Below are 21,300 nucleotides of genomic sequence, written 5' to 3'. Positions count from 1 at the left end.
GTCGCATCGCGCCGGGGCGTTTTTTGTGGTCCGATCGTTTCCAGGTTATCGCTTAGGGTTTGCGGTGCTGAGCGGCCGCAAGCGCCATTTGCAGGCATCCCGCATAGTCCGGCGCGCCGGGAAACGGCTCCGGCGCCAGCGGAAACCGGCGCGCCGCCCGATCCACCGATCCATCGCCCCAGCGCGGATGGCAGCGCCCGGTCGCGGCGGCGTAAACCCGTGCCCGCGCCGCCCCCTTCAGGATCTCCTGGCAGAGCGCGCCCCGGCGCTGCGCCGGATGCGCCAGAAGCGCGCGCGCAAGGCTTCGGATGTCCTCCCAGAGCACCGGGCGCAGAATGTCCGTCGCACAAGGCACCGGCCTCATGCCAGCGCCCACTGCGCCACCGCCCCGGCGCCAAACCGGGCCGAGATCTGCGCCACCTCCACCACATCCCCGGCCTGCACGCCGTCACTGGCCTGCTCTGCCGCAGAATAGGTCCATGCGGGCACGGTGACACGCACGTCGCGCAAAATCGTTGCACCAGAGCGCACCCGCACGCGATAAGCCTCTGTCTCCTCGCCAAGCGGCACCTCCTCGAGGTCCCAGCTGTCGCCCTCGATCCGGGTGCGCCGGATCCAGTCAAACCCCATGTCGGCGCCAAGGGTCTGCGCCGTCCTCAGATGCACCGGCGCATAGGGGCGCAGGCCGATCCCGTCAAAGGCCGCAGAGAGCCCCACATAAGCGGGATCATCATAGGCGCGCCGCGAGGGTCCAAATCGATAGTCCCGTGCGATCCGGCGGTCCGAGAGCGCGAGATCCAGCTGTTCGACGGCAGCGTCCAGCAGCACCACATAAGAACCCGCAGGCCAGACCTCTGGCATCACCGCGTCGCTGCCGTACTGGCCACGCAGACGGCCCCGGATCAGGTAGCGCCCGGGCGCGATCAACTCGGCCTCTGCAAATTGGATGACTTCCCACGTATCCGGGCTGCCATCGCCAATCGCCAGCCGGTTGGCCCCGCCCAGCACCGACAGCCCGTCGCGGCTTTCGAGCGTGCCGGCAATCAGCTCCACCTCAAGATCCGCGCCACGATCCCAGCGTCCCACCGGCCCGGCCAAAAGATCGGTCTGCGTGATCCCGACGGTCGCACGGGCGGGCAAGAGGTCTTCGAGCTGGAAATCCCCGCCCAGATCCGCCCCGTAGAGTGCCACCGCCCCCGGCCAATCGCGGGCCGTGGCGCAGACGTGGGGCGCATGGGCCACCTCATCCCCGCGCATCAACGGCAGATCGAGAAACAGCGGCAGCACCGGCGTTGGTGCGGCAAAGGCGGTGTCACGCGGCAGATCCTCCGCCGTGGCGAGCGGCTGGTAGACCACGGGTTCAATGCGCACGGCCTCGAGGATCTGCGCCTCGGCCTGCTCCACCCGGTCCACCCGGTAGCGCGCCGCCCCTTCGCCGTCCTGCCCCGGAAGTCGCACCACGTCCCCCGCCGCAACCTCCAGCGCCATGGAGGGCGGCAGCGCAAAACGTGCGGTGTCGCGCGAAATCCGCGCCTCCGCCAGCCAGCGTTGCACCACCTGCCGCCCCTCAGCACGTGTCAGCGCCATGGGCAGGTCATTCTGGCTGACCGCATGGGTGGCCTCGTCCGGCAGCACCGCTTCTTCGGCGACCGTGTCATGGCTGCCCCCCCATTCGACAAAGCGCAGGCGCACCCGGCCCATCAGCTCTGCCTCAGGCATACGGCTTTGCTCCTGATCGCCGTCCATCTCTGGCAGCACTGCCAGCGCCTCCGGCTCAAGATTTAGCGCATGCAGCCCGTCACGCAGGCGGAAGATCAGCTTGCCGTCGCGCTCTATGGCGTCAAAGCCGTGGCGCAGCATCAGGGGCTGCAAGGCACTGCGCGCCTGCGCCACATCATAGACCGCATAGCCCCGCACAATGCCCCAGAGCTGGCTTGCGTCGATTTCCGTCACGCCCGCCTCCCGGCAGATCTCCTCCACCACAGAGGCCAGCGTGCGCTGCCCCGCGCGCCCGTTGAGCCAATGCCCGCGCGCGTAATTCTCGCCGTCGTCCCAGACCTCCACCCGGTTGGGAAAGGCGGGAAAGGGACGCGCATCCCATGCCCAGACATACGCATGGCTCAGGTCCACCATCGCACCGCCATAGGTGCTCGAGGTTGGATTATGCGCCGCCTCCTGCCAGTAAGTGAACTGCGCTCGCAGATATTGCTGCTGGATCAGATCATCGCGCAAGCCATTGGACGAACGCGGCAATTGCGATTCAGAGCTTTTCGGGTCGAGAAATTTGTTCGGCTCATTGGTGCCCTTGTCGATGGCCGCACAGCCCAGTTCCGTGAACCAGATCGGTTTGGATTGCGGCACCCAATCGGTCGCGGTCTCGGACCGCACGCCCCCAATCCGGTCGTGATGCGGCAGCGACCACCAGCTGCGCATGTCCTTGTTGCGATAGATCCACGGCTCATCATAGGCACCATCCGTGATCGGCGTGCGGATCTGCGCCGCCTCGGCCTCGGGGGAATGGTAATACCAGTCATAGCCCTCGCCGCCCTCGATATTGGCCTTGAGGTAGCCGAGATCATAGATCGCGGGCCACTCCTGCGCGTCGAGGTGATCCTCACCCTCGCGCCAGTCGCTGAGCGGCATGTAATTGTCGATGCCGATAAAATCGATCTGCGGGTCGGACCACAGCGGATCGAGGTGAAACAGATGGTCGCCCTCCGGCGTCTGATAGCCGAAATACTCCGACCAATCCGCCGCATAGCCCAGTTTGACCTCCGGTCCCAAAAGCGCGCGTACCTCAGACACCAGATCCTTGAGCCCCTGCACAAAGGGAAAGCCGCCCGCGCCCCGGATCTGCGTCAACCCGCGCAATTCCGAGCCGATGCAGAACGCCTCCACGCCGCCCGCCGCCGCACAAAGGGCAGCGTAATGCAGAATAAATCGGCGAAAGCTCCACTCATTGGGGCCGTGATAGCTCACCTGCCCGCCCGAGATGGTAAAATCGTTGGCCTGTGCGCTGCCGAGAAAGCTCGCGACCTCGGCATCCGCAAGCGCAGTGCCATCCGGGCTGCCGGAACGTCCCGGTGCGGTCGAGAGCGTGATCCGCCCCCGCCAGGGCAACACCGGCTGGCTCTCGGCGTTGCTATAGGGATCAGGGAGGGTATTGCCCGCCTGCTGCTCCATCAGGATAAACGGGTAAAACATCACCCGCTTGCCTTGGGCGTTCAGATGCTGGATGGCCTGCACCACCGCCTGATCCGCCGGCGTGCCGCCATAAACGGCGGTGCCTGCGTTGTTGATGACCTCGTCCGCGCTGACCCGGGTGAGCCCCGCCACCTGCCACGGCATCGACCCATCCGCCAGTTTTTGCTCCACCTTGGGCGCAAGGGTGCAGTCACCACAGCGCAGATCATCGCCAAACCAGCACACCACCATGGATACCGCCTCGGCCAGCGGCAGCTCCTCAGTGAGTGCCTCGACCGAGGCCACAAGGTCGGTCTCGCCCGAGATCTGGTTGATATTGGCCGCGGTCTGCGCGCCCGGCCCCTGCTGCATATAGACCGGCTGGCTGGCCAGGCTGTACTCGCCCGTGCCGGGAATGAGCGCCACGCCGGGCACGATCTGCGCCAGATCCTGTTCATAAGCCGCGCCCGAGGGTTGCTCGGCGCGCAGCACCTCGAATGAGAACTGCGGTACCCGGTTGCCAAACCGCTCCAGATCGAGGTTTTCAAAGACCACATAGGCGGTGCCGCGATAGGCCGGCACCTGACCCGCGCCCTCTACCGCCTCCATCAGGGGGTCGGGCTGCTGATCCGGCGTGCCGCGATACACGGTCATGTTGAGGTCGCGCGGTGCGACCTCTTCGCCATCGGCCCAGACCCGCGCCACGCGTGTGATTTCGCCCGCGCAGATCGCCACCGCCATCGACAGGCTATAGGAATAGCTGGTGGTGCTGTGCGAGGGCGTGGTGCCCTTGCCACCAGAGGAGGTGGTGGTGGCGGTCTCGACAAACTCTGTCGCCCAGATCACCTGCCCGCCCAGACGCATCCGGCCAAAGACCTGCGCCATCGGCTCGCCATCGCTGCCGGAGGTGATGCGAAATCGGTCGACCTTGCCGGTTTCCACCGCCGCACTGCCACTGCCCAGGAGGCGCTCGTCAATGACGCGGCCGAGGCTCGCGCCCACCGCGCGGCCGATGATCGCCGTCGAGAGCCCCGCCACAGAGCCGCCGATTGCCCCACCCACGGCGGAGCCTGCCGCTGCCAGAACCAGTGTCGCCATGAAATGTCCTCCTCAGAGATCGTTGGGGTCGGGAAAGGCAAAGCGCGCCACGATGCGGCGTTGCCACGCGGGCGTCAGCGCGCTTTCGACAACGCCATGGCCGCTGTAGGCGTGGATAAAGCGCGCGCTCTCGCTCTGGAGGCCAAGATGTTTGGCCACCGCCCCTGCGCGCATGCGAAACAGGATGACCTGCCCGGGCATGGGGTCTTGGGCGGGCTGCATGTGCCGCAGTGCTGCCCGCCACAGGCGTTCCTCGCTGCCGCGTTCGGCCCAGTCGCGGGTATAGGGCGGCACGGGTTCGGGTTCGCTGCCATAAAGGCTGCGCCAGAGGCCCCGGATCAGCCCGAGACAATCGCAGCCCGCCCCCCGCGTGGCCCCCTGATGGCGATAGGGCGTGCCCAGCCAGAGCCGCGCGAGGGCCACCGCCTCTGTGTTGATGTCGCGGCTCATCTGCGGCTGCCACCGGTGTTCTGGCCGGTGCGCTTGGGGACTGCCACCATCCAGTCCTCGCCGGGAATGTCGGGAAAGCCCTGATAATTCACCAGATTGTCGAACTTCAGCCGACAGGTGCTCTGCCGTTTGTCGCAGCCTGCGCTCAGACGCACCAAGTCGCCCGGCTGAATATCGGCGCGGATCGGCTGCCAGAGGGTGATTTCGCGGCGCGCGTTCAGACTGTCCGACCGGATTGGGGCCCAGAGACCTGCGCCCGCCCCACCCAGAACCGTAAGCCGCCCGCCAGTGAACCACCCCGGCGCAAATCCATCGAGGCTCGCCCACGCGAACAACTGCCCATCGCGTAATGTTTCAACATCAATTTCAACAGCATAGCCCGCCGTACTCAGGTCGAATTTGCACGCCGCGTCGCCCAGAACCGCGCTGCACGGCTTTTGGAACACCCGCCCAAGCGGCTGGTTCAACGCTTCGGTGAGGCCACGCAATTCGGCCTCAAAGGCGCCGCCTGCGCGGCGGATCTCGCCGAGGGAGCCGCGAAACTGCAGGGCGCGCTCAGTTGTGTCCGCCCAGTTCACCAACCACGCGCGCACCTCCGCGCCGTCATAGCGCCCGGATTCAATATCCGCCTCGCGCACCGCATCGGAGCTGAGCGCGCCGAGCGCTTCGCTGTTGTCGACCGCAAGCCCGGTGCTCTGCATCAGGCTGCGCGCGCTGAGGCCGGTTCCGGCGCGAAAGGTCATCCCGTCAAAGCTCAGGTCCCGGTCATGATCGGTGAACCCCAGCGTCACGCCATCCGTGCGACGGACTTCCCAGGCGCGGCACACCGTGGTGGCCCCGGATTTGAGATGCGTGTTCAAGCCTTCGCGATCCATCACACCCGCACCTCCACCACTGGCACATTCGGGGCCTCGCCCGCCTGAAACGACGCCACCGAGGTCTGGATGCGATCCGTGTCAAAGCGCACTGGCACGTCAAACTCAAAGCCAGCACGGATTTCACGACCAATTTCAGGCACATAGGCCAGCGTCACCAACCCTGTCGTGAGGTCGAGGCCATAATCCACGCCCTCGACCAGCGCCTCATTGTCGATCCCAAGGCGCACGGTGCCCGCCACGGGTTTGCTGATCGGGCGCAGATACTCATGCGGGCCGGAGCGGTAGCGTTTGGCAAGCTGGAACACACGCCTGTCGCCATCGCCGGTCGCGATCAGCTGATCCTCAAACGTCACCTCCTGCCCCGGCAGCGATGACGCATAGTCGGTCCAATCCTTCCAGCGAAACCCATGGAGCTGGCCCTGACGGGCCTCGAAAAACGCGATGAGCGCGGCAATATCCTCAAGGCTGCGCAGGCCCAGGCCCGCATCATAACGCCGCCGCGCGTGCGCCCAGGGGGTGTTGCGTTCCTCGTGGCCATTGGCCAGCGTCACCACATCCGTGCGCCGCTCCGGCCCGCCAACAGAGCCAAAAGAGAGCGTTTCGGGAAAACGAACTTCGTGAAAACTCATAGGCTTAGCCTCCTTAGCGATTGCGGTTTCCGCGTGCGAGCATGCGGCTCATCTGGGCTGCGATCTGCCCACGGGAGCGCTGGAACCCGGCCACGTCGGGGGTTGTGACATGCATCACCACGGTCGGAGATGTGCCGCCGCCTTGCGTCTTGACACCAAGGCTGCCGTCATGGCCGCGCGCCAATGGCAGGATCGCCTCCGGCCCCGCTTCGCCCATCAGGCCAAGCCCGCCGCGCATCGGGAAATGCGTCGGCGAGGACACCACGCCACCGCGCGCAAAGGGTGTCACCTTGCCCTGACTGAAGGCCGCGCCATCGGCAAAGGGCAGGATGCCGCCCACAAGCGCGCCGATCCCGTCGCTCACCAGCCCGCCGAGATGATCCGTCACCGGGCGCATGGCGGAGTTGAAGGTGGTGTCGATCATCGTCTTGGCGAGGCCGGTGAGCGCATCGCTCAGGCTGTCGCCATCCACCACCAGATCCTTCATCGCGCGCCGCAGCCCCCGGCTGAGGCCGGTTTCAAAATCCGCCGCATCCGCCTGCGTGGCGGCAAAGGCCGCGCGCACCCGGTCCATCTCGGCGGTGAACTGCGCCGCCATTCCGGCCGCATCGCCAAGGCTGTCCTCCAGCGGCCCCGTCTGGGATTCAAAGTCGGAATCTGTTGTGTTTGCCATGGGTTACTCCGGTTGATTCACGTCGTTGATATGATCCGGGAACTGCGTCATCAGATGGCTCAGGCGGTCGCGGTCCATGGGCGGTGTGCTGGCATCAAGGTTCAGCATCAGCCGCAGCTCTGCCGGGGTCAGTTGCCAGAACTCGCGCGGGGTCAGCCGCAACCCCAGCATTCCGGCCCGCATCAGGGCGGGCCAGTCCAGCATCGCCGCACGGCTCATGCGTCCTCCGTCGGCAGCGCAAAACTCAGCGCCAGCAATTGCGCGGCAACCCTGGTGGCCTGCATCACGCCGCCCTCGATCTCGGCCTGCGCCAGATCTGCGCGGCTGATCTCAGACCCGCCCCCGCGCAGCCCTGCCGCCAAGAGCGCCAGCATATCGCGCGAGGAAAATCTCTCGCTTTCAAAGCGTTGCACCAGGGAAATAAGGTCACCCTCGCCCAGCTCCGCCTCCAGTTCTGCCAGCGCACCCAGTGTCAGCTTCAGCACCTGCGGCTGGCCGTTGAGCACCAGCGTCACTTCGCCTCGGTAGGGGTTTGCCATGGCTCAGGCCGCCGTAAAGGTCAGCGCACCGGCAGAGGCCAGCGACAGCTCATAGGTGGCCTCGCCATTGTGGCTCCCGGCGTATTCCAGTGCCGTGACCTGAAATGGCCCTTCAACTGTACCAAAATCCGGGATCACCACCTGAAACGCCGGTGTCTCGCCATCAAAGAACAGCTGCCGCGCGCGCTCATCAGTATCCGCATCGCGAAACACGCCAGAGCCCGAAAGGTTTGCCGAGCGCACACCCGCACCGCCCAACAGCTCACGCCAACCGCCCGCGCTGTCGAGACTGGTCACATCAACGCTCTCGGCGTTGAAACTGATACGGGTGGCGCGCAGGCCTGCGATGGTGGTGAAACTTCCGGTGCCGGTCATATCCACCTTGATCAGGAGATCCTTGCCGTTTTGAGCACTCATGAGAGAGGTCCTTATGCTAATGCGTTGAAATCATGTCAGGAGTCTTCGAGACGCGCGGAAAACCGCAGCGCGATGGAGCGATCCCCGTTGCTCAGGCGTTTGGCTGTGGCGCGGTCAAACCACAGCCCCACCAGACGCCCGCGCGCCAGGGTCAGCGGCGCATCCACCAGCGCATCCGATACCGCCGCCGCCGCGCGTTTGGCGGCGCTGAACCCGGCTGCATTGGCCACCACGGTCACGGTAAAGCGATGCAGCGCGCCGCCGCCTGTGACATCGGATCGGTCCCGCACGCTCTCCGCGCCGAGGGTCACATAAAGCCCGGGCAAACTGCCGGAGGGCAGCATGTCATAGATCGCAGTGCCCACCTCGGCGGCCAGCGCCGCGTCGGCCATAAGGTGTTGATATACCGCGGTTTGCAGGCTGTGAGACAGCGCATAGGTCATGTGGCCAGCTCCTCGGTTGCAAAACACTGGAGGTACCGCCCCTGCGGGTCATGCTCGGCCACCGCATCGATCTTGTAGATGCGACTGCCCTCGCGAAACCGCTGGTCCGGCCGGGGCCGCGCAGATGAGCCCTGAGGGGCGGCGCGCAGGATGATCCGATAGCGCTGGAGCGACAGTGAGGTGCCGCCGCGCCCCGTTTCGCGCCCCGTGAGCGCATCAACCTCGGCCCAGTGCTGGCCCAGCACAACCCAAGTCACCTCAAACCCTCCGGCGCCGTCACCGGTCGCTTGTGGATCTTCGAGGTGCAACAGGCGGTTCAGACGTGGCGCGCTCATGATTGCACCTCGCTCCGGGCCAGGCTCAGGCGCGGCATCCGGTGGCGGTCCAAGAGGCTCGCCACCCCAAAGGGCATGCAGCCTGCATGCAAGGAGGTGTCATCGCGATACTCGTAGTAATGCGCCGCCAGCAGCATCACCGCCTGCGCCAGATCCGCCGGGATCGCATCCCATGTCGCCGCCATCCCGGCGGTGAAACGGATCACCGCGCCGCCCTGCGTGGGCAGCATCGGCCAGAGGCCCGCCACCGGAGTGAGGCGCGGCGCATGGGCGTCGGGTGCCAGCGCATAGGCCGCCGCGGGCACTTCGGTCTCCGCGCCGGTTTGGTCCACCAGTGCCACCTGCGTGACGCTCGAAACCGGCGCCACCGGCAGCTCCACCACGCGGGGCCAGGCATTGAGGCGCCACACATAGTCGCGCTGCATCAGCGCCTTGTTGATCCGCGCCTCAATGGCCGCAAGGCTGGCGCGCAAGAAGGCCAGAAGCACCGCGTCCTGCAGCGTTTCCTCGCCAAATCCCGTGCCCAGACGCAGATGCGCCTTGAAGGCCGCGAGCGGTAGGGCGCTGTCCGGCAGCGGGGTCAGTTCGTGCAAAATCATCGGCAATCTCCGCTGGAAATCTCGCTCCGCGCACAGGGTCTGCTGTGCCTCCCTTAGGGGGCGGGTGCGCGCCGGGTCTGCCGCTCGGACGGAGGGGAGCAGCTGGACGACAAACCCATATGGGCGCGCACCCACCGACGGAGCCGGGCTGCCGGCCCCGTCATTCGGGCTGGAAGCCTCAGCTCAGCCCGAATTTCATCAGCTTGATCGCGGCAAAATCGCTCACGTCGCCGCCCACGCGCTTGGAGGCATAAAACAGCACATGCGGTTTTGCAGAGAAGGGATCGCGCAGAACGCGCAGATCGGGACGCTCGGCGATCGTGTAGCCCGCGGCAAAATCCCCAAAGGCAATCGAGAGACTATCCGAGGCCACATCCGGCATATCCTCGGCCACCAGCACCGGATAGCCCATCAGCCGCGCAGGTTCGCCCGCCTGAAGACCGTCGGACCACAGGAAACGACCATCGGCGTCCTTGAGTTTGCGGATAAGACCCGCCGTTTTGGAGTTCATCACAAAGCTCGCCCCAGCGCGGTAGCGCGCATCCAGCGCATAGACCAGATCCACGATCGCATCTGCCGAGCCTATGCCGCCATCGCTGCCGGTGGCCACATAGCCGATGTTCCCCCAGCTCCAGCTGCCATTGTCCACCGTGGGGTGGGTCAGGATGCCGGTGGGTTTGTCCACGCCATCCCCCGAGATAAAACTCTGCGCTTCGGCACGGGCGAATTTGTCGGCGATCCGGCCCGCAAGCCAGCCCTCGATGTCAAAGGCACTGTCATCCAGCAGCCGTTGCGAAGCCTTGGGCAAGGCCGAGAGCTCGTGCAGCGGGATCACGATACGGTCAATGGACGGCGTGCCGGTCTCTGTAACCGAGCCGGTCTCGGTGGCCCAGCCCGCGCCCACGTCGGAATGGTCGATCAGCACGTCAAAGGAGGTCGCCTCCACATTGACCACCGAGGCCACCGCACGGATCGACGCAGTGGAGTGCAGCACCGATCTCACCACATCCGCCGTCTGCGGATCGACCAGGAAACCGCCATCGGAATTCACCGCCGTGGACATGGCCTTGCCCTCCAGGTCGAGGCCGCGAAAGCCCTCCTCGTCGCCCTGGCGCAGATAGGCTTGCATCGCCTTTTGATGCGGTGCGCCATCGACCTCGGCCGCTGCGAGATGCGGCCGCGCCGCGGTTTGGGTTTTACGATCCAACATGGTCATACGCTCTTCCGTCTGTTTGAGTTTTTGGGTCACGTCGTCTTGGAACCCCTTGAAATGCTGCACGAATTGCGAAACAGCCTGTTTCACTTCCGTGGCCACATTCTGCGGCGGGGTCGCCGCATCCTCGGGCGCGTGGCCCGTGAAGGGATGGTCTGTCATCTCTGATCCTCTTTCGGGGGTTAGGGATTGGTGGCGGCCCGCAGCGCTTCGGCAAGCGCGCGCAGCCCCGCCTCGGGGGCGTCGGATTTCGCGGCCTCTGCCGCGCGGCGGGCCGTGCGGGACACCCGCGCGGAGGGCAGCATCGGAAACGTCACCAGAGACACCTCCCAGAGGGCGAGGTCCTCAAGCCGGCGATGGCCTTCCTTGTCGCGGGTGGCCTTGAGGGTGCGATAGCCGATCGACAGCCCCTCGATGGCGCCCGCGCGCACCAGGGCGGCGGCCTCGGCGCCTTTCTGGGTTTCTGTCAGGATACGGCCTTTGACGCGCAGGCCGGTCTCGTCCTCAAGGATTTCGTCCCAGACACCGATGGGGTGGCTCGGGTCATGCTGCCAGAGCATCTTGACCTTGCTGCCGCGCGCCTGATGCGCCGCCAGCGAGGCCGCATAAGCGCCACGCGTGACGATATCCTTGCCTTGATCGGCCACGCCAAAGAGGCTTGCGTAGCCTTCGATCACCTCGCCCTCAGTCAGGGTCAGCGCCTCACCAAAACGGGCGAATTTGGTCTCAAGCTCGGGGGCATGCTCTGTCAGCATATCGCTCTACCTCTCTGGAAACTAAAATAATCACTCAGGGCATCTGCACGGAGAGAAAGCCCTGAAAGGCCTGCGCAAGGATCACGGCAGCAACGCCGTAGACGGTGATCCAGAGCCGTTTTTCCAGCCGCTCCATCATCTGCTCCATCCGGTCCAGACGCCGGTTCAGCGCCTCCTGGCGGATCTCGCTCACCCGTTCATGGGCGCTCAGGCGCTGGCTTGGGGCGCAGTCAAAGGGCGGCAACGGATAGTCAGTCATCCGCCACCTCCGCGGTGCGTGGGGGCAGCCCAAGCATCTGGCGTTTCTCGGCCTCGCTCAGGAAATCAGCCGCAGTGATGCGCCGCCACTGGGCCTCGCGCTCGCTGCTGAGGGCCTGCACTTGGTCAAGATCGGGTTTGAGCTCGACCGCCTCGGTGCCAAAGCGCATCAGCCAATCGGAGAGTTTCGCCGCCACCCGCATCGCCAAGGGCAGCACCGTCAGGCGATAAAACGCCCGGTTGGCCTCCTGATAGTTGGCATAGGTGGCATCGCCCGGAATGCCCAAGAGCATCGGCGGCACCCCAAAGGCCTGCGCGATCTCGCGCGCAGCGCTGTCCTTGGTGCGGTGAAACTCCATATCTGAGGGGCTGAAGCCCATCTGTTTCCAGTCGAGCCCGCCCTCCAGCACCATGGGCCGCCCGGCATTGCGCGCACCCTGGAAATTGGCCTCGATCTCTTCGGTGAGGCGGCGGAACTGGTCGTCGCCCATCTGCCCCAGCCCATCCGAGCCGGTCCAGACCAGCGCGCCGGAGGGTTGCGCCGCATTGTCCAGCAGGGATTTTGACCAGCGCGCGGCGGCGCCATGGACCTCGACCGCGGTGGCAGCCGCCTGGAGCGGCGCGAGCCCGTAGTGATCATCCAGCGGGTGAAAGCTCTTGAGGTGGCAGATCGCCGGGCGCGCGGGGTCAATGGCAAAGCGATGCGTCTTGCCGCCCACCGCATAGTCATAGCCCACCGGCCAGCCATCTTCCCCCGGCACCACCCGCATGCGATCCGGGCGCAGCACATGCAGCTCGACGGGCCAGCCCTCCTCTGCCGCGACCGCTTCCAGATAGGCGTTGCCTGACAACAAAAGGTTGGCATAGAGCGCCTCCAGCATCTCGGCCCGCGCCTGGGTGGCGTTGGGTCGGGAGAGCAGCGCCAGCAGCGGATGGCTCTCGTAGCGGGCCTCCGTGCTTTGCAGCACCAGGGGCAGCGCGGCTGCGGCCTCGGCGATGAGCTTCACCGCGCGATGTCCAACCGGGTTGCCCATAAACCCGGCCCGGGTCAAAGAGACCGTATCGCGCGGCCCCCAGGCAGCGCGTGTGCCATTGCCCATGGGCAGCACCCGCGCAGCCGCGCTGGCCTTGAGCGACGGGGCCGCAGCCGCCGTCTGATCCACTCGCCCCGTCTTGCGTCGCAGCAGGTCAAAGACCATGGTGCTCTCCTTTGTTGGTCCGGTTTTGCGTCGGGGCCATGCCCGTCGTGTTGGGAAACAATCTGCCACAGGGGTTTGAACATCCTGCCAGCAGGGCGCGCGCTGGGGGCGCAACACCCCACGCTTAGCCTCTGATAAAAATGAAAAACGCCCGCGCGAGGCGGGCGTTTCACCAGAGGTTTCAAAAGACGGGTCCGGACCTTCGGCGAGGGTATACTCCCCCCACCGTGGATCAGCCCTGCCTGAGCATCAGAGCCGGCGGATCTTGGGGCAGCGATGCTGCTCTGCCGGGCCGATAATCAGCGCATGCAGCGCCCAGACCAGCGCATCCACACGATCCGGCGATGCATCCCCGCGATAGCCCTGCGCGGTCATCAGGCACATCTGCTCTTCGAGCTCTTGCAGGCCCGGCGCATGATGCACGCGCCCCTGCTCATAGAGCGCCGCGACGGGCTCCGCCCGCGCCGCCTTGCCTTTGCTGGCATGGACCGGGGTGAAAGGCACCAAGGGATCCACCTGGCGCAACACCGTGCCCACCAGCGCGCCGCCTTGGTTGACCTCTGCCACCAGGCGGTCCGCTTTGTAGGCATCGCGCGCCGCAATCGCCGCCCGTGCCCAGCCGGTGGGGCCAAGCCCCTGAACCGTATGATCGGCCAGCACATAGGCCCGCCACGACGAGATCGGCCCCTGTGTCTGCGCGCCTGCAACGATGATCCCGCAGGCATCAGAGCCCTTGTGCGCGCTCACCGAGGGGTCGACGGCCACCACGATGCGATCAAGACGCGGGGTGTCGCGCCGCTGAATCTCTGCCAGCATGTCAGAGCTCCAGAGCGCGCCGTCCACATCCGCAAGCAAGACACCATCAAGCTCCTGCCGCGCCAGTCGGGAGCCCGCATAGCGCGCCCGCACTTCACTGAGGAAACTTGGTGCAAGATTTGCGCTGTTGGCCTCGGTGGGGGCATGGGTGGTGACGGTCGAGGGGCTTTGAAGCAGCCCCTTCAGAAGGGGTACATTGCGCGGTGTGGTGGTGACGCAGACGCGCGGCGCTGTCCCAAGCCGCAGGGCAAACTGCAACATGTCCCAGGCCTCCTGTGCGCGGCGCCACTTGGCCAGCTCGTCAACCCAGGCCGCATCGAACTGCGGCCCACGCAGCACCTCTGGATCAGAGGCCGAGAACGCCTGCGCGCTTGCCCCGTTGGGCCAGAGCAGTCGGCGTTCGCCCGCACGCCACTCCGGGCGTCGATCCGGTGGCGAACAGGCAAGGATACCGCTGTCACCGTGGATCATCACGTCGCGTACCTGATCATAGGTCTCCCCCACCAGCGCCACGCGACGCGCAGACCCGACGCCAAAGGGCCCTGCCCCCTCGACCTGGCTGCGCACCCATTCCGCACCGGCGCGCGTCTTCCCCGCCCCGCGCCCGCCAAGGATCACCCAGGCGCGCCAGTCGCCCAGCGGGGGGCACTGATGCGGGAGCGCCCAGAGATCAAACATATAGGGCAGCGCGGCCAATGTGTGATCATCCATCTCCTCCAGCCAGATCTGCGTCATGAATCGCGGCGCGCAGGCCAGCCAGGCGGCGCTCGATCTCATCGCGGGCGGCACAGAGGTCGAAGGCCACCATGCGGGCGGCACCAGAGGAGTCTTTGCGATCGACAAGGGTTTTCTCCACTTTCTGAATGTCACGGATCAGGCCATCGAGCCTTGCGATCTGCGGTTTCAACTGGGCGGTGTCGGGATTGATGTCCTGCTCGGCCTCATACTGGGCGAGGTACTCCTCGCTCACGCGGCGCGCGCGCCGGAGGCTCTCATGGAGCGAGCGCAAAAGCTCCGAACTGATCTCGATCAGCTCTTCGGGGGTCTGTGATGTCATGGGGGCACAGCCTCGTCTCTGAACGATCCGACGGGAGAAACGGGAGGCGAGGATCAAGGCCCGTCCAGGTCCTGCGATCCTTGCCCCCACGTTTTCCAGCTGCTGTGATAGGTTTTACACCTGCCGCCTGAAGGTCTCGTCAATCCGGCGTTCGCCCCTGTGGCAACAGGGGATGCGAGGCTCTGCCTCGCGCTCCGGGATATTTGGCGTTAGAAGAAGCAGCCCCTCGCATGGCCGCCCTTCTTCTAACCTGAAATATCCCGGGGGGTGAGGGCTTTGCCCAGCAAAGCACGAGGGGGGCAGCGCCCCCCTCATGACTGTCAGTTGTTGTTGCGCTCGGCTTCGATCTTTCGCCATTTCGCGACGTTGCGATTGTGCTCTTCGAGCGTTTCGGCAAAAGCATGGCCGCCGGTGCCATCGGCCACAAAGAACACATAGTCAGTCTGATCCGGGTTCACTGCCGCCACCAGGCTTTCAAGCCCGGGATTGGCGATGGGTGTTGGTGGAAGACCTTCGATCACATACGTGTTCCACGGCGTTGCGCCGCGCAGCTCGCTCTGCCGTAGGCCCCGGCCCAGAACGCCCTCTCCCTTGGTCACACCATAGATCACCGTGGGGTCGGTCTGAAGGCGCATGCCGCGCCGCAGGCGGTTGGTGAAGACAGAGGCCACCACACCGCGTTCCTCAGCAACGCCGGTTTCCTTCTCGATGATCGAGGCGAGGATCAGCATTTCCTCTGGGGTTTTGACAGCCGCATCGGGGCTACGGGCTTCCCAGGCGTCCGCGATCCGCCTGTCTTGCCGCGCCTGCATCTCGGCCAGCACCGCCTCGCGCGAGGTTCCGGGGCGGACCTCGTAGCTGTCGGGCGCAAGGCTGCCCTCCGGCGGACGGCGGCCCGGCTCCCCCTCGAGAATGTCCATCGCCTTCAGGGACTCGACCACCTGCCAGCTGGTCACGCCTTCTGCCAGTGCAATACGGTAGCGCGTGTCAGCCTCGGATTTTTTCTCGGTATAGACCGCGGGGGTCTCATCCACGCCGGGGACAAATTCAGCACGTTCCACAAAGGCGTTGGTCGCCGGGTCCAGCTCGCGCACCTCGGCCAGCACGCGGGTCACGCCAACGCGATAGACGATCTCGGTGCCACAGGTGGAGGCCCCGCCCCGGGTGATCTGATCCACGATCCCTTCCATCGAAGCGCCGGGCTCCACAAGGTAGCTGCCTGCCTTGAGGTCCTGCGCCTTGTCGGAATATTTCACCCCGATGCGAAAGATGGTGCCGCTCGAGACCACGCCGTCGCTTTCAAGACGGCGCGACACCCGTGCCATATTGGTCCCCGAGGGCACCTGAAAACAGATCGCTTCGGACAGGGGGCCCTCGGCGGTGTATTCATTCTTGCCCCACAGGATCACCCCCGCGAAGAGAAACAGGCCGACGATCAGGATCGTCAGCATGTTCGAGGCCAGACTGCGCCACATATCAGTCGCTCACTTTCCCGAAGACCACCGAAGCATTGGTGCCGCCAAAGCCGAAGGAGTTGGACAGCGCCACGTCGATCTTGCGTTCGCGCTTGGCATTGGGGGCCAGATCAACCGGCGTTTCCACGGCAGGGGTGTCGAGGTTGATGGTGGGCGGGGCCACCTGATCGCGGATCGCCAGAATGGAGAAGATCGCCTCGATCGCACCCGCCGCGCCCAAAAGGTGCCCGGTTGCGGATTTGGTCGAGGACATCGTCGCATTCTTGGCGTGATCGCCCAACAGACGCTCCACGGCACCAAGCTCGATGGTGTCGGCCATGGTGGAGGTGCCATGCGCGTTGATATAGTCGACATCTGCCGCGCTCAGCCCCGCATTGGCCAGTGCAGCGCGCATGGAGCGTTCGCCGCCTTCGCCATCCTCGGAGGGGGCGGTGATGTGATAGGCATCGCCCGACAGACCATAGCCCAGAACCTCGCCGTAGATCTTGGCGCCGCGCGCCTTGGCGTGTTCGTATTCCTCGAGCACCACGATGCCCGCGCCCTCGCCCATCACGAAGCCGTCACGGTCCGCATCATAGGGACGCGAGGCTTTGGTGGGATCCTCGGCATATTTCGTCGAAAGCGCCTTGCACGCGTTAAATCCCGCAATGCCGATCTCGCAGATTGCCGCCTCGGCCCCGCCCGCGATCATCACATCCGCATCGCCGGATTTAATGAGACGCGACGCATCGCCAATCGCATGAGCGCCCGTGGAACACGCGGTCACAACCGAGTGGTTTGGACCTTTGAAGCCATGACGGATGGAGACCTGACCGGAGATGAGGTTGATCAGCGCGCCGGGAATAAAGAACGGAGACACGCGACGCGGGCCCTTTTCCTTAATCATGACGGCTGTATCTGCAATCGAGCTCAGACCACCGATACCGGAGCCGATCATCACGCCGGTGCGCAGACGGTCCTCTTCGGCTTCGGGGGTCCAGCCTGCGTCCTTCACGGCCATTTCAGCGGCGGCGATCCCGTAGAGGATGAAATCGTCGATCTTCTTTTGATCTTTTTTCACAACCCAATCGTCAGGATTGAAGGTGCCATTGCTGCCGTCGCCACGGGGCACTTCACAGGCATAGGTTGTTGCAACACCGCTGGCCTCTGCATCAAACAGAGTGATGGGGCCCGCGCCGGACTGGCCATCCAGAAGACGTGCCCAAGTTTCCTCAACCCCAGATGCCAGGGGGGTCACCAGGCCCAGACCGGTAACTACTACTCGACGCATTCCTTGCTCTCCTTAGCGCTTCAGGCGATTTGCCCACCCAAATAGCTTGGAATGACCAAAGGGCGCAAGTGCAGGAAGCCGCGCGGGGCGTTCCGGCATATTTGCGTCAAATCTCGCCGAACTTTCCACAGGACGTAAGGGTTTGGTAAGCGTGATCAAGGAAACTGGTCCTTGGACGAAGCAACATTCCAGGGGTCGCAGATGGCGCCCTCTCAAGAAAACAGGCCGTAGGCGAATAATTTGCCTGCGGCCTGTGACGTTTCAGACCCTTTGAAAATTTTCGTGGCGCGGCTCTCAGGGCTGCAGTTCCGAGGGGCACGTTCGCAGGCGTCCGCAGGCGGAGCGTTTGGCCGCAGACCCTATGATGCCCCCCTCGAGAGAGACTGGGGGACGCCGGGTTTGGGGCAAAGGAGAGCAGAGCCCCCTGCACCCAAGGTCTGACTTATACACCGTCAGCGGCCTTGAACCGGCGCGTCGCGCTAAGATTGGCCAAGACCGCATTCGGTGTCAGCACAGGTTCAACGCGGGCCGCTCGGAGTGGGGACCAGAGCCCCCGAGTGATCAGAGGAACTCTGCCACGGGTTCGGGGTTGGGCTGCGCCGTCTCCATCGCCTCTTCGAGGGTGATGGTTTTGTTGAAGAGTGCCCGGCCCACCAGAGCGCCAGAAATATTGGGCAGATATTTCAGCCTCGAAATATCGTCCTTGCTGCGCACCACGCCGCTTGCGATCACCGGAGAATGCGCCTGCTCCGCAAGGCCTGAGATCAAGCCAAGCTGGGCGTCCAGATCGCTCATGTCACTATCGATGTCGGTCACCAGAATGCCCGCAAATGGGGCGTTGCCAAAGGCTTTGACAAAAGCCTCGGGGGTCCAGGCCCCGGATTTACGCCAGCCTTCGGTCATCACCTGCCCCTGCCACACATCCACCGCGAGGACCACCTGATCGGGATAGTATTTGGCCAGCTCAGCCACCGCAGCAGGATCATAAGCCGCCATGGTGCCGATCACCACGCGCCCCACGCCTTTTTCGATCCAGAACTCGGCCTGCTCGCGCGAGCGGATGCCGCCGCCGAGCTGGATGGGCAGACCCGCCGTGCGAATGAGCTCCTCCACAAGGTCCTGATTGCTGCTGTCGCCCTGAAGCGCATTGAAATCGGTCAGATGCATCCACTCGGCGCCCGCCTCGGCAAAGCCCTTGGCGGTTTCAACCGGGTCCACATGCCAGATCATCGGCGCATCCAGATTGCCTTTGTCCAGCGTCACACACCGCCCGTCCAAAAGTTCCATCGTGGGATAAATCATCATGCGCTGTTCTCTCCGATCAATTTCATAATGATTATCAGTGTAGCACGAAGTCAGCAAAATTCGACCCGCTGCCGGCAGGTGAATGGTTAACACAAGCGGGCAGACAAACAGAAAGCGGCGCTTCCCTTCAGGAAAGCGCCACCTCTTCAATCACGAAATCGTGAGGTCTCTTACTAAGTCCGATCAGGACGCTTCGGAGATGAACTTCACTGCGTCGCCGAAGGTCTGGATGGTCTCGGCCGCGTCGTCCGGGATCTCGATGCCGAACTCTTCTTCGAACGCCATAACCAGCTCAACTGTGTCGAGGCTGTCTGCGCCAAGGTCGTCGATGAAGGAGGCGCTCTCGGTCACCTTGTCTTCTTCAACACCCAGGTGCTCTACAACGATCTTTTTCACGCGATCTGCGACGTCGCTCATGTCTATTCCTCGTTCTTTACTGGGCTTGCGCCCGGTTCTGCCCTTGCCCACTCGGGAAGGTTGGTTTTTGCCCAAGCGGGCGGTGGGGGTCCCGTTTTGGAAACGGAAGCGAGATGGCCAGACGAGACGCCTGCCAACACGCAAGATGGGGGGCCTATAGCACAGACGCAAGCCGACGCAAATGATTTCCAATATCTTACCCACCTTTGCGGCTGCCGCCATCGCGCCCGCCCCGAACCCGCGCGATGGCGTCATGGCACTGCTCCGGGCACTGCCACCGATGGGTCTGAACAGACTGCCGTTAGGTCATGCAAGCCGTTGAAACACATAAAAAAGCCGCACCTCGATAAAGGCGCGGCTTGGTTCTTTGAGCGGGTGTGGCGCTTAGAGCATCGCCATGCCGCCATTCACATGCAGCGTGGTGCCGGTGACATAGGCGGCTTCTTGCGACGCCAGATAAAGCACTGCGGCGGCGATTTCTTTCGAATCCCCCATACGGCCTGCGGGGATCTGGCTGAGGATCGCCTCTTTCTGGGTGTCGTTGAGTTTGTCGGTCATGGCGGTCGCGATGAAGCCCGGCGCCACGGCGTTCACGGTGATGCCACGGTTTGCAACCTCATAGGCCAGCGACTTGGACATGCCGACCATGCCCGCCTTGGAGGCCGCATAGTTGCCCTGACCGGGGTTGCCGGTGGCGCCCACAACGGAGGAGATATTCACGATCCGGCCCCAGCGTGCCTTCATCATGCCGCGCAGCACACCGCGGCACAGGCGCATGGTGGAGGTGAGGTTCACATCGAGAACGCTCTGCCACTCTTCATCCTTCATCCGCATAAAGAGGTTGTCCTTGGTGATCCCGGCGTTGTTGACCAGGATGTCAACAGAGCCCATCGCCTCTGCGGCCTGTTTCGGCAGCGCCTCGACGGCCTCGGCGTCGGAGAGGTTGCAGGTCACAACATGAGCCCGCTCGCCAAGCTCCTCGGCCAAGGCGTGCAGCGGGTCTGGCCGGGTGCCGGAGAGCGCAACAGTCGCCCCCGCTGCGTGGAGCGCGCGCGCAATGTCGCCACCGATGCCACCGGATGCGCCTGTGATCAGCGCGTTCTTACCTGTCAGATCAAACATCTTTGTCTCTTCCTTATGGATTATGCGCCGGTCACGGCTTTGACGTCAGCGTCGGTGCCGACCTGTTTTGAGACCAGGGAACGGTCGATCTTGCGGATCATACCCGAAAGCGCCTTGCCCGCGCCGATCTCCCAGAACTCTGTGACGCCCTTGGCCGCCATCGCCGCGACGCTCTCGCGCCAGCGCACCGACCCTGTGACCTGCTCCACCAAAAGGGCGCGGATGGTGTCGGGGTCGGTGACCGCATCGGCGCGCACATTGGCGATCAGCGGCACCGCAGGCGCCTTGATTTCCACGCCTGCAAGTGCCTCGGCCATCACATCGGCGGCGGGCTGCATCAGGGCACAGTGGAAGGGGGCGGAGACCGGCAGCATCACCGCGCGTTTGGCGCCTTTTTCCTTGGCGATCTCGGCGGCGCGCTCTACCGCGGCCTTGTGGCCGGAGACCACCACCTGCGTCGGGTCATTGTCATTTGCGGCCTGCACCACCTCGCCCTCGGCTGCGGCCTCGGCGGCCACGGCTTTTACGGTTTCAAAATCAAGCCCGAGAAGCGCGGCCATCGCACCGACACCCACCGGCACGGCGCTTTGCATCGCCTGCCCTCGAGTGCGCAGCAGGCGAGCGGTGTCGGCGATCGAGAGCGCACCGGCTGCCGCCAGCGCGGAATATTCCCCCAAGGAGTGCCCGGCCACAAAGGCGGCCTTGTCGATGCTGACGCCCTCTGCCTCCAGCGCGCGCATTGCCGCCATGGAGGTCGCCATCAACGCCGGCTGAGCGTTCTGCGTCAGGGTCAAGGTCTCGATGTCGCCCTCCCAGATCAGGTGGCTCAGGCTCTCTCCGAGGGCCTCGTCCACCTCGTTGAACACGGCTTTGGCGGCCGGATAAGCCTCCGCCAGCGCTTTGCCCATTCCGATGGTCTGAGCCCCCTGGCCGGGGAAAACAAAAGCGATCGACATGGCTGTCCTCATTCCTAAAACTGTCTTTCGGGCTGGTTTAGCGACCCAAGGGAAGGCACACAAGCATTTCACGAGTGCGAGAGTTCCAGAGCGCACACCTCGCGCCGACACGCAGGCCTTCTGTGCGCCAGTGAAGAGCGCGCACCCTTGCGTGCAGGCCCAGTGTCATTACCTTGGCTATAACACCCGGCCCCGCGTCCGGAGTCCTCTCAT

The 21,300-nt window shown here is 64.5% G+C and carries 24 protein-coding genes; all 24 read right to left on the bottom strand.

The window, feature by feature from the left end; genetic code table 11:
* Positions 1-52: 52 nt before the first annotated feature.
* The 24 genes from TM1040_RS09695 to fabD all read right to left on the bottom strand — a co-directional run bounded on the left by TM1040_RS09695 (position 53) and on the right by fabD (position 21,087).
* The gene (locus TM1040_RS09695) at positions 53-364 is read right to left on the bottom strand and encodes a hypothetical protein (protein ID WP_011538413.1); all 312 of its coding nucleotides are present in this window, start codon (positions 362-364) and stop codon (positions 53-55) included.
* A complete protein-coding gene (locus TM1040_RS09690) occupies positions 361-4,281 on the bottom strand; it encodes a baseplate multidomain protein megatron (RefSeq protein WP_011538412.1) in 3,921 nt (1,306 codons plus the stop codon). The genes TM1040_RS09695 and TM1040_RS09690 overlap by 4 nt, the downstream gene beginning before the upstream one ends.
* 12 nt (positions 4,282-4,293) lie before the next feature.
* Positions 4,294-4,731 carry an NlpC/P60 family protein gene (locus tag TM1040_RS09685; protein WP_011538411.1) on the bottom strand — a complete coding sequence of 146 codons (438 nt, stop codon included), beginning with the start codon at positions 4,729-4,731 and terminating at the stop codon, positions 4,294-4,296.
* Positions 4,728-5,606, bottom strand: a complete 879-nt coding sequence (locus TM1040_RS09680) for a DUF2163 domain-containing protein (RefSeq protein ID WP_011538410.1) — start codon at positions 5,604-5,606, stop codon at positions 4,728-4,730. Before TM1040_RS09680 ends, TM1040_RS09685 begins: the two co-directional genes overlap by 4 nt.
* Entirely contained in the window at positions 5,606-6,238 is a 633-nt protein-coding gene (locus TM1040_RS09675) for a DUF2460 domain-containing protein (RefSeq protein ID WP_011538409.1), read from the bottom strand. Before TM1040_RS09675 ends, TM1040_RS09680 begins: the two co-directional genes overlap by 1 nt.
* 13 nt (positions 6,239-6,251) lie before the next feature.
* On the bottom strand, positions 6,252-6,911 hold the full coding sequence (locus TM1040_RS09670; RefSeq protein ID WP_011538408.1) for a phage tail tape measure protein: 660 nt from the start codon (positions 6,909-6,911) through the stop codon (positions 6,252-6,254).
* A 3-nt stretch (positions 6,912-6,914) separates the two neighbouring features.
* Positions 6,915-7,130 (bottom strand): rcc01693 family protein, encoded by a 216-nt coding sequence (locus tag TM1040_RS09665; RefSeq protein ID WP_011538407.1) that lies wholly within the window; start codon positions 7,128-7,130, stop codon positions 6,915-6,917.
* Entirely contained in the window at positions 7,127-7,450 is a 324-nt protein-coding gene (locus TM1040_RS09660; RefSeq protein ID WP_011538406.1) for a gene transfer agent family protein, read from the bottom strand. The genes TM1040_RS09665 and TM1040_RS09660 overlap by 4 nt, the downstream gene beginning before the upstream one ends.
* A 3-nt stretch (positions 7,451-7,453) precedes the next feature.
* Positions 7,454-7,867 carry a phage major tail protein, TP901-1 family gene (locus TM1040_RS09655; protein ID WP_011538405.1) on the bottom strand — a complete coding sequence of 138 codons (414 nt, stop codon included), beginning with the start codon at positions 7,865-7,867 and terminating at the stop codon, positions 7,454-7,456.
* A gap of 35 nt (positions 7,868-7,902) precedes the next feature.
* Positions 7,903-8,310, bottom strand: a complete 408-nt coding sequence (locus TM1040_RS09650) for a DUF3168 domain-containing protein (protein WP_011538404.1) — start codon at positions 8,308-8,310, stop codon at positions 7,903-7,905.
* A complete protein-coding gene (locus tag TM1040_RS09645) occupies positions 8,307-8,645 on the bottom strand; it encodes a head-tail adaptor protein (protein ID WP_011538403.1) in 339 nt (112 codons plus the stop codon). The genes TM1040_RS09650 and TM1040_RS09645 overlap by 4 nt, the downstream gene beginning before the upstream one ends.
* Positions 8,642-9,244, bottom strand: a complete 603-nt coding sequence (locus tag TM1040_RS09640; protein WP_011538402.1) for a head-tail connector protein — start codon at positions 9,242-9,244, stop codon at positions 8,642-8,644. The genes TM1040_RS09645 and TM1040_RS09640 overlap by 4 nt, the downstream gene beginning before the upstream one ends.
* Positions 9,245-9,422: 178 nt before the next feature.
* Positions 9,423-10,619, bottom strand: a complete 1,197-nt coding sequence (locus tag TM1040_RS09635) for a phage major capsid protein (RefSeq protein WP_011538401.1) — start codon at positions 10,617-10,619, stop codon at positions 9,423-9,425.
* Between the two features lie 20 nt (positions 10,620-10,639).
* Positions 10,640-11,212 carry an HK97 family phage prohead protease gene (locus tag TM1040_RS09630; protein WP_011538400.1) on the bottom strand — a complete coding sequence of 191 codons (573 nt, stop codon included), beginning with the start codon at positions 11,210-11,212 and terminating at the stop codon, positions 10,640-10,642.
* A 34-nt stretch (positions 11,213-11,246) separates the two neighbouring features.
* Complete coding sequence (locus TM1040_RS09625) at positions 11,247-11,471, bottom strand: GTA head formation protein, RCAP_rcc01685 family (protein WP_011538399.1); 225 nt, start codon at positions 11,469-11,471, stop codon at positions 11,247-11,249.
* Positions 11,464-12,669, bottom strand: coding sequence for a phage portal protein (locus TM1040_RS09620; protein WP_011538398.1), 1,206 nt, complete (start codon positions 12,667-12,669; stop codon positions 11,464-11,466). Before TM1040_RS09620 ends, TM1040_RS09625 begins: the two co-directional genes overlap by 8 nt.
* 249 nt (positions 12,670-12,918) lie before the next feature.
* The gene (locus TM1040_RS09615; protein WP_254658870.1) at positions 12,919-14,220 is read right to left on the bottom strand and encodes a DNA-packaging protein; all 1,302 of its coding nucleotides are present in this window, start codon (positions 14,218-14,220) and stop codon (positions 12,919-12,921) included.
* Positions 14,189-14,542, bottom strand: coding sequence for a hypothetical protein (locus TM1040_RS09610; RefSeq protein ID WP_044026721.1), 354 nt, complete (start codon positions 14,540-14,542; stop codon positions 14,189-14,191). The genes TM1040_RS09615 and TM1040_RS09610 overlap by 32 nt, the downstream gene beginning before the upstream one ends.
* Positions 14,543-14,862: 320 nt before the next feature.
* Positions 14,863-16,017: an endolytic transglycosylase MltG gene (mltG, locus tag TM1040_RS09605; protein ID WP_011538395.1), complete on the bottom strand. Its 1,155-nt coding sequence runs from the start codon at positions 16,015-16,017 to the stop codon at positions 14,863-14,865.
* 1 nt (position 16,018) lies between these two features.
* Positions 16,019-17,287: a beta-ketoacyl-ACP synthase II gene (gene fabF / locus TM1040_RS09600; RefSeq protein ID WP_011538394.1), complete on the bottom strand. Its 1,269-nt coding sequence runs from the start codon at positions 17,285-17,287 to the stop codon at positions 16,019-16,021.
* A 561-nt stretch (positions 17,288-17,848) separates the two neighbouring features.
* A complete protein-coding gene (locus tag TM1040_RS09595) occupies positions 17,849-18,592 on the bottom strand; it encodes a HisA/HisF-related TIM barrel protein (protein WP_011538393.1) in 744 nt (247 codons plus the stop codon).
* 183 nt (positions 18,593-18,775) lie between these two features.
* Positions 18,776-19,009: an acyl carrier protein gene (locus TM1040_RS09590; RefSeq protein ID WP_005645147.1), complete on the bottom strand. Its 234-nt coding sequence runs from the start codon at positions 19,007-19,009 to the stop codon at positions 18,776-18,778.
* Between the two features lie 384 nt (positions 19,010-19,393).
* Positions 19,394-20,131 (bottom strand): 3-oxoacyl-[acyl-carrier-protein] reductase, encoded by a 738-nt coding sequence (gene fabG / locus TM1040_RS09585; RefSeq protein WP_011538392.1) that lies wholly within the window; start codon positions 20,129-20,131, stop codon positions 19,394-19,396.
* Between the two features lie 20 nt (positions 20,132-20,151).
* The gene (gene fabD / locus TM1040_RS09580) at positions 20,152-21,087 is read right to left on the bottom strand and encodes an ACP S-malonyltransferase (protein WP_011538391.1); all 936 of its coding nucleotides are present in this window, start codon (positions 21,085-21,087) and stop codon (positions 20,152-20,154) included.
* Positions 21,088-21,300: the final 213 nt, after the last annotated feature.

Origin of the sequence: Ruegeria sp. TM1040 (genome assembly GCF_000014065.1) — a bacterium.
Classification (GTDB): Bacteria; Pseudomonadota; Alphaproteobacteria; order Rhodobacterales; family Rhodobacteraceae; genus Epibacterium.
This window is presented reverse-complemented; position numbering and strand designations above follow the sequence as displayed.

Excerpts from the sequence above, each read along its gene's own strand:
- TM1040_RS09665 (WP_011538407.1), bottom strand. The coding sequence starts at position 7,130 with ATGAGCCGTGCGGCGATGCTGGACTGGCCCGCCCTGATGCGGGCCGGA.
- TM1040_RS09650 (WP_011538404.1), bottom strand. The coding sequence starts at position 8,310 with ATGACCTATGCGCTGTCTCACAGCCTGCAAACCGCGGTATATCAACAC.
- TM1040_RS09680 (WP_011538410.1), bottom strand. The coding sequence starts at position 5,606 with ATGGATCGCGAAGGCTTGAACACGCATCTCAAATCCGGGGCCACCACG.
- fabG (WP_011538392.1), bottom strand. The coding sequence starts at position 20,131 with ATGTTTGATCTGACAGGTAAGAACGCGCTGATCACAGGCGCATCCGGT.
- TM1040_RS09590 (WP_005645147.1), bottom strand. The coding sequence starts at position 19,009 with ATGAGCGACGTCGCAGATCGCGTGAAAAAGATCGTTGTAGAGCACCTG.
- TM1040_RS09640 (WP_011538402.1), bottom strand. The coding sequence starts at position 9,244 with ATGATTTTGCACGAACTGACCCCGCTGCCGGACAGCGCCCTACCGCTC.
- TM1040_RS09630 (WP_011538400.1), bottom strand. The coding sequence starts at position 11,212 with ATGCTGACAGAGCATGCCCCCGAGCTTGAGACCAAATTCGCCCGTTTT.
- TM1040_RS09645 (WP_011538403.1), bottom strand. The coding sequence starts at position 8,645 with ATGAGCGCGCCACGTCTGAACCGCCTGTTGCACCTCGAAGATCCACAA.
- mltG (WP_011538395.1), bottom strand. The coding sequence starts at position 16,017 with ATGTGGCGCAGTCTGGCCTCGAACATGCTGACGATCCTGATCGTCGGC.
- TM1040_RS09685 (WP_011538411.1), bottom strand. The coding sequence starts at position 4,731 with ATGAGCCGCGACATCAACACAGAGGCGGTGGCCCTCGCGCGGCTCTGG.
- TM1040_RS09595 (WP_011538393.1), bottom strand. The coding sequence starts at position 18,592 with ATGATGATTTATCCCACGATGGAACTTTTGGACGGGCGGTGTGTGACG.
- TM1040_RS09625 (WP_011538399.1), bottom strand. The coding sequence starts at position 11,471 with ATGACTGACTATCCGTTGCCGCCCTTTGACTGCGCCCCAAGCCAGCGC.
- TM1040_RS09620 (WP_011538398.1), bottom strand. The coding sequence starts at position 12,669 with ATGGTCTTTGACCTGCTGCGACGCAAGACGGGGCGAGTGGATCAGACG.
- fabF (WP_011538394.1), bottom strand. The coding sequence starts at position 17,287 with ATGCGTCGAGTAGTAGTTACCGGTCTGGGCCTGGTGACCCCCCTGGCA.
- TM1040_RS09675 (WP_011538409.1), bottom strand. The coding sequence starts at position 6,238 with ATGAGTTTTCACGAAGTTCGTTTTCCCGAAACGCTCTCTTTTGGCTCT.
- TM1040_RS09610 (WP_044026721.1), bottom strand. The coding sequence starts at position 14,542 with ATGACATCACAGACCCCCGAAGAGCTGATCGAGATCAGTTCGGAGCTT.
- TM1040_RS09695 (WP_011538413.1), bottom strand. The coding sequence starts at position 364 with ATGAGGCCGGTGCCTTGTGCGACGGACATTCTGCGCCCGGTGCTCTGG.
- TM1040_RS09655 (WP_011538405.1), bottom strand. The coding sequence starts at position 7,867 with ATGAGTGCTCAAAACGGCAAGGATCTCCTGATCAAGGTGGATATGACC.
- fabD (WP_011538391.1), bottom strand. The coding sequence starts at position 21,087 with ATGTCGATCGCTTTTGTTTTCCCCGGCCAGGGGGCTCAGACCATCGGA.
- TM1040_RS09615 (WP_254658870.1), bottom strand. The coding sequence starts at position 14,220 with ATGACGCAGATCTGGCTGGAGGAGATGGATGATCACACATTGGCCGCG.
- TM1040_RS09635 (WP_011538401.1), bottom strand. The coding sequence starts at position 10,619 with ATGACAGACCATCCCTTCACGGGCCACGCGCCCGAGGATGCGGCGACC.
- TM1040_RS09690 (WP_011538412.1), bottom strand. The coding sequence starts at position 4,281 with ATGGCGACACTGGTTCTGGCAGCGGCAGGCTCCGCCGTGGGTGGGGCA.
- TM1040_RS09660 (WP_011538406.1), bottom strand. The coding sequence starts at position 7,450 with ATGGCAAACCCCTACCGAGGCGAAGTGACGCTGGTGCTCAACGGCCAG.
- TM1040_RS09670 (WP_011538408.1), bottom strand. The coding sequence starts at position 6,911 with ATGGCAAACACAACAGATTCCGACTTTGAATCCCAGACGGGGCCGCTG.